Source organism: Haladaptatus sp. (genome assembly GCF_049589095.1).
Taxonomy (GTDB): domain Archaea; phylum Halobacteriota; class Halobacteria; order Halobacteriales; family Haladaptataceae; genus Haladaptatus.
On the sequence record NZ_JBAWAC010000106.1, the window covers coordinates 1 to 3,670 of the forward strand.

The window sequence follows — 3,670 nt, forward strand, 5'->3', positions numbered from 1 at the left end:
CTGTCGGCGAGGGTGACTCAGTCGGTTTCGAACTGTTCCGATCGACTCCCATAGAAGCGTTCTGTTGGAACCGATATCACACCCTGTGGTTGCCGCGTGTCCGTCGGTTTTCGACCGCTTTCGTGGCCGCTTCGATTGCATCCTCCATGCTTCGAGGGGAGGCGATACCTTCGCCCGCGATGTCGAAGGCGGTGCCGTGATCGACGCTGGTCCGGACGATAGGGAGTCCGATGGTCATGTTGACACCGCTGACCTCTCCTCCCTCGCTGAATCCGAGCATCTTGATTGGGATGTGACCCTCGTCGTGGTACATCGAGACGACGCAGTCGTACCTTCCCCGAGCGGCCTGTACGTAGATCGTGTCGGGTGACTCGGGGCCTTCGACATCGATACCCTCCTCGCGTGCTCGTTCGACTGCGGGTTCGATTTCGGTTCGCTCTTCATCCCCGAGAAGTCCACCGTCGCTCGCGTGCGGGTTCAACCCCGCGACGGCGATTCGCGGCTCCGAAAGACCTAGGTCAAGGAGGCCCTCCCGTGTGACCCGGATGGTGTCGAGGACGTTCTCCGTGGTCACGAGGTCGCAAGCCTCCCGGAGGGGAACGTGCGTGCTGACGTGCGTGACGCGGAGATCGGATTCGATGAGCATCATCGAATAGTCATCGACGCCGGTGCGACTCGCGAGAAGTCCCGTGTGACCAGCGTGTTCGCTCCCTGCCATCCGCGTCGCCTGCTTGTTTATCGGGGCGGTGACAATGCCGTCTACGTCACCGTCGACGGCGAGGTCGATCGCACGCTCGACGTACGCCAAACTCGCGACCCCGTTCTCCTTCCGAAGGATTCCCCACTCGTGACTCTCGATGGGATTCAGGTTGAGCACGTCCAGTGTCCCGACTTCGAAACGGGCGTCGGTCACGTCGGAGACGGACCGAACGTCTACGTCTGCGCCGGTGACTTCTACGGCCTTACGGACGACAGCAGCGTCACCCACCACCAATAGGTCGGCGTCCTCGTGTCCCGTATGATACGCTCCGACGATGACTTCCGCACCGACGCCTGCCGGGTCTCCCATGGTCACTGCTAACACCGATTTTTCTTCCATTGTCAGACGATTGTGGCGTGTCCGCTTTACTTTTTCCCGTCTCTGTCTTCGAATCCGAACGCGAAATCGCCACCGCCATCGAACGCGAGTTCCCGATGACCTCCGACGTCGATATCGTCGCGTTCTAAGAGTTCCCGCGCGACAGGTTCGGAAACGTAGAGTTCGTCGGGTTCGAGGGTGTTTTTGATGTACCCGATACGAAGGTCGGCGGGGTCACGAACGCCAGTCATCGAATACGCGAGCAACAAGGCGGTACGGTCCGACGGTGAGATCATCGGGATGAAGGCGCGCGATGGCTCGCCGCTCGTCACTGTGTTCAGGTAGGTGTCTGTGAGATTGACCGTCTCCACGACGTTCTCGTGAACGAAGTCGGCCAGACCCATTCCGATACCGTTTCCGTGAGACACGTCGGTGATACCGCGGAGGTAAATCCGTCGTACGTCCGGTTTCTCCGGTTCCTCCTCGTCGAGAAAGTTGTACCGACCGACGACGTTGGTGTCCATGCCAGTACCGGAAACGTCCTTGCCGATTTCGTCGACGATGAGGACGTCGAGTTGGTCGACGGGAAGCCCTGGGAAGAGTCGTTTGGAGCGTTCGAGGAGCTCCGGTTCACGGCCGGGGATGTCTTCGACGGCGACACCCTCGATATGTGCGGCGCGATCACGAGCGTTCTCCACGAGAGCGATGCCCCCGACGACGGGAACGTGCTGGAAGATGAGGTCGGCGCGTTCCTGAACGACGGTGTCGAGGCCACGGTCGATGGCGGCGTTGTGCATCTCTTCCGCGCCGCGCTGTTTTCCGAGGCCGACGACAGTCATCTTCGTCAGCCCCGATTCGATCTCGTTACGGAAGTCCGTATGCAACTTCACGCGGTTGGCGACCAGCACCGCGTCGGCGTCGAGCGCAACGGTCGAGACGGGGACAGGACGGCCGACAGCGTCCTCGGTAACGGACTCGACGGCCATGGAGTCGCGTATCTCACAGTCGAGTCGTTCTTCCGTGATTCCGTATTCGGCGAGGACACCACGTTGGCCCTCAGGGGTCGCTCCTCCGTGGCTTCCCATCGCGGGGAACACGAACGGTTCGAAGCCCCGGTCTTGAAGTTCGGTGACCGCCGCCTCGATGAGTTCCGGCATGTCGTGGATACCACGACTCCCCGCCGTGATAGCCACTTCCGCCCCAGCGGGCAGTTCGTCGAAGGCGGGGATATCACCGACCGTCTCGCGTGTGGCCGCCGTTACGTCGTCGATTTGTGGGGGATTTCTGTGGCGTTCCACGAAGGCGAACTGGGGAAACGCCTCGATGTCGATATCGTTGACATCCTCCATCGTTTCTGCGTCAGGTATCTCGAATTCCGTCATGCGTATACATCTACGAAGAATGCGCTTAATTCTGTCCCACATCCGACCGACAGTTGCGGAAAACCGGTCGAATGGGACCGTTTGGCAAAACATTATATACGTGCAGTTATGCATACTCATCGTCTAACATGGACTATGAAATTAATGGGAATGTAGCGCTCGTTACCGCATCGAGTAGCGGGCTCGGAAAAGCGTCCGCTAAGGCGCTCGCGATGGAGGGTGCGAACGTCATCATCAACGGGCGAAGCGAGGACCGTCTCGCGGAGGCAGTGGAGGACGTCGAATCCGTCGCCACTGGGAGCGTTCTTGCCGTCCAAGGTGACCTTACGAACCCCGAGGACATCGAACATCTCGTCGACAGGACTGTCGAGGAGTTCGGCGGAATCGACCATCTCGTGACCAACGCCGGTGGTCCGCCGAGCGGCACTTTCATGGAGATAGACGACGACGACTGGTACGACGCGTTCGACCTGCTGGTAATGAGTGTCGTCCGTCTCGTCCGCGAAGCGGCCCCATATCTCCGTGAAGACGGCGGCGGCACTATTGTCACCATCACCTCACGAAGCGTCAAGGAGGCGATACCATCGCTCGTCCTCTCGAACGCCGTCCGTATGGGTGTTATCGGCCTCGAGAAGACGCTCTCGAAGGAACTCGCGCCGGAAGTGCGGTCGAACGCGGTTCTCCCGGCGCCGCACGAGACCGCCCGACAGCGTGAACTCATTCAGGCGGCCGTCGACAGAGGTGAATACGGGAGCTAAGGGGAAGGTCTCGACGCGAAGGGCGACATCAATCCGCTCGGTCGTATCGGCGACCCGATGGAACTCGGTGACCTCGTCGCGTATCTCTCGTAGGAGCAGTCGAGTTTCCTCAACGGGGTTGCCATCCCGGTCGACGGCGGACAGGGCGCATCCAATTTATAGTCATATGACACGACTTGCACGAACCATCGACGGCAGACCGCTGCTCGGCGACGAGGACGGGTTCGTTCCGCTCTCGTCCGCCGATCCATCGCTGGAGAGCATCCGGGACGCGCTTCCGTTGGCGGCCGCTGGCACACTCCCATCGCCGGATGAGGTGGCGGCGAGTCGCGTTTCGGCGGCGGACCTCGCGTTCACCGCGCCGCTCGAACGACCGGGGAAGCTCTGGGGAATCGGGCTGAATTACGCCGACCACGCGTCCGACCTGAACGAAGACAGTCCGACGGAACCCG

2 protein-coding genes and 2 pseudogenes are annotated in these 3,670 nt (G+C 60.8%); 2 read left to right on the plus strand and 2 right to left on the minus strand.

What is annotated here, in order from left to right; translation table 11 throughout:
• Positions 1-76: 76 nt before the first annotated feature.
• Together pdxA and WBV42_RS03640 are read right to left on the minus strand one after the other, a co-directional pair.
• A complete protein-coding gene (pdxA, locus tag WBV42_RS03635; protein ID WP_423984830.1) occupies positions 77-1,099 on the minus strand; it encodes a 4-hydroxythreonine-4-phosphate dehydrogenase PdxA in 1,023 nt (340 codons plus the stop codon).
• 26 nt (positions 1,100-1,125) lie between these two features.
• On the minus strand, positions 1,126-2,460 hold the full coding sequence (locus WBV42_RS03640; RefSeq protein WP_423984831.1) for a DUF362 domain-containing protein: 1,335 nt from the start codon (positions 2,458-2,460) through the stop codon (positions 1,126-1,128).
• Between the two features lie 128 nt (positions 2,461-2,588).
• On the opposite strand from WBV42_RS03640, the pseudogene WBV42_RS03645 reads away from it, so the two are divergent.
• A pseudogene (locus tag WBV42_RS03645) lies at positions 2,589-3,380 on the plus strand (SDR family oxidoreductase).
• Between the two features lie 4 nt (positions 3,381-3,384).
• Positions 3,385-3,670: pseudogene (locus tag WBV42_RS03650) on the plus strand (fumarylacetoacetate hydrolase family protein); the annotation flags it as partial.

What these genes read in the sequence shown, in the direction of transcription:
- WBV42_RS03640 (WP_423984831.1), bottom strand. Translation starts at nt 2,460, where the DNA reads ATGACGGAATTCGAGATACCTGACGCAGAAACGATGGAGGATGTCAAC.
- pdxA (WP_423984830.1), bottom strand. Translation starts at nt 1,099, where the DNA reads ATGGAAGAAAAATCGGTGTTAGCAGTGACCATGGGAGACCCGGCAGGC.